Annotated in this window: 1 protein-coding gene and 1 pseudogene; both read left to right on the top strand. The window is 66.2% G+C overall.

Translation table 11 applies throughout. The annotated features are described in order from the left end of the window. Window positions 1-642, top strand: a 642-nt coding sequence (locus EN780_RS34515; RefSeq protein ID WP_189557009.1) for a TolC family protein, incomplete at its 5' end; no start/stop codon positions are given. A 268-nt stretch (window positions 643-910) separates the two neighbouring features. Continuing rightward, window positions 911-1,277 (top strand): annotated as a pseudogene (locus EN780_RS41050) (DUF2497 domain-containing protein); the annotation flags it as partial.

The following is a 1,277-nucleotide window of genomic DNA, read 5'->3' as shown; positions in this document are numbered from 1 at the left end:
ATCCTTGCCACCGCGCACCTGGTCGACGCGGCGGCGTTCGCGGTGAAGTCGCAGGAAGGCGCGCTGCTGCCGCAACTTTCCGCCAATGCCGGCGTTTCCAGCGCCTATCGCAACACTGTGCCCGGTGCCCTGAGCACGTCGGACGGCACGACCAATTCGGCCAGCATCGGCGCGACGCTGACCATTCCGATCTATTCGGGCGGCCGCACCTCGGCACTGGTGCGACAGAAGAAGGAATCGCTCAGCCAGGCCCGCATCGAGGTCGATGTCAGCCGCGATCAGGTGCGCCAGGCCGTGACCTCGGCGTGGACGCAGTACACAGCCGCGCAGCAAAGCGTCGCCGCCAACAGGCAGGTCATCGCCGCGGCCCAACTGGCGCTCAACGGCGTCATCGAGGAGCGCAATGTCGGCCAGCGCACCACGCTCGACGTGCTGAACGCGCAGAACGCCGTCATCAGCGCCAAGATCAACCTTGCCAGTTCGGAGCGCGACGTGGTGGTGGCGAGCTATGCCATCCTGTCGGCGACCGGCCGGCTGTCGGTCGATCGCCTCGCGCTCAACGTGACGAAGTACAAGCCGGAAGAGCACTACAACGCCGTCAAGGACAAGTGGTACGGGCTGCGCACGCCCGACGGCCGCTAAAGCGTCCACCGCATCAAGGTTCGGCTCGGCAAGACGCCGCGTGTCCAACGGATGCGCGGCGTTTGGCATTGTCGGGCCCGATGCTCCTTCCTCCTCTGCCGCGGCCGTCCGAGGGCCCGACGCGGAAGCTAATCTGTTGAAATCCAACATCTCCCCAGAATGGGGATTCTCGGACGGCGATCCGTCGGCTACCCTGTTGCCATGATTCGAATCCGGCTTTTGCCGGGACGAAAATCTGGAATGGGTCACAAGGGCGGCGGATGTGACAATGGCGACGGCAAGCAGCGCGCAGCGCGAACCTTCCATGGAAGAGATACTGGCTTCCATCAGGAGGATCATCGAAGACAGCGACACCGGCCGCAAGCAGCCGGGTGACGCGAACGAATTGCGCCAGGATCTCCAGCCCGCGCCGGCGGCGGTCGTGCCGGCTCCGGATGTGGATGCCTTCCGTGCCGAACTCAATGCCGGGACCGAAGCCCGCAAACCGGTCTCGCTGGCGGAGGTGCAGGCGCAGCTGGCGGCCGAACCGGTCATCGCCCGCATGGAAACGCATACGCGCGCGGATGCCGCTCCGGCGGTCGAGCTGAAGGCGCCGGTGACGCTCGCCGAGGTGAGCGCCAGGATCGCCGCCGAGC

It is taken from the genome of Mesorhizobium sp. M4B.F.Ca.ET.089.01.1.1 (genome assembly GCF_004022605.1).
Taxonomy (GTDB): domain Bacteria; phylum Pseudomonadota; class Alphaproteobacteria; order Rhizobiales; family Rhizobiaceae; genus Mesorhizobium; species Mesorhizobium abyssinicae.
Note: the sequence above shows the minus strand (reverse complement) of the source record. Positions and strands in the feature narration are given on the sequence as shown.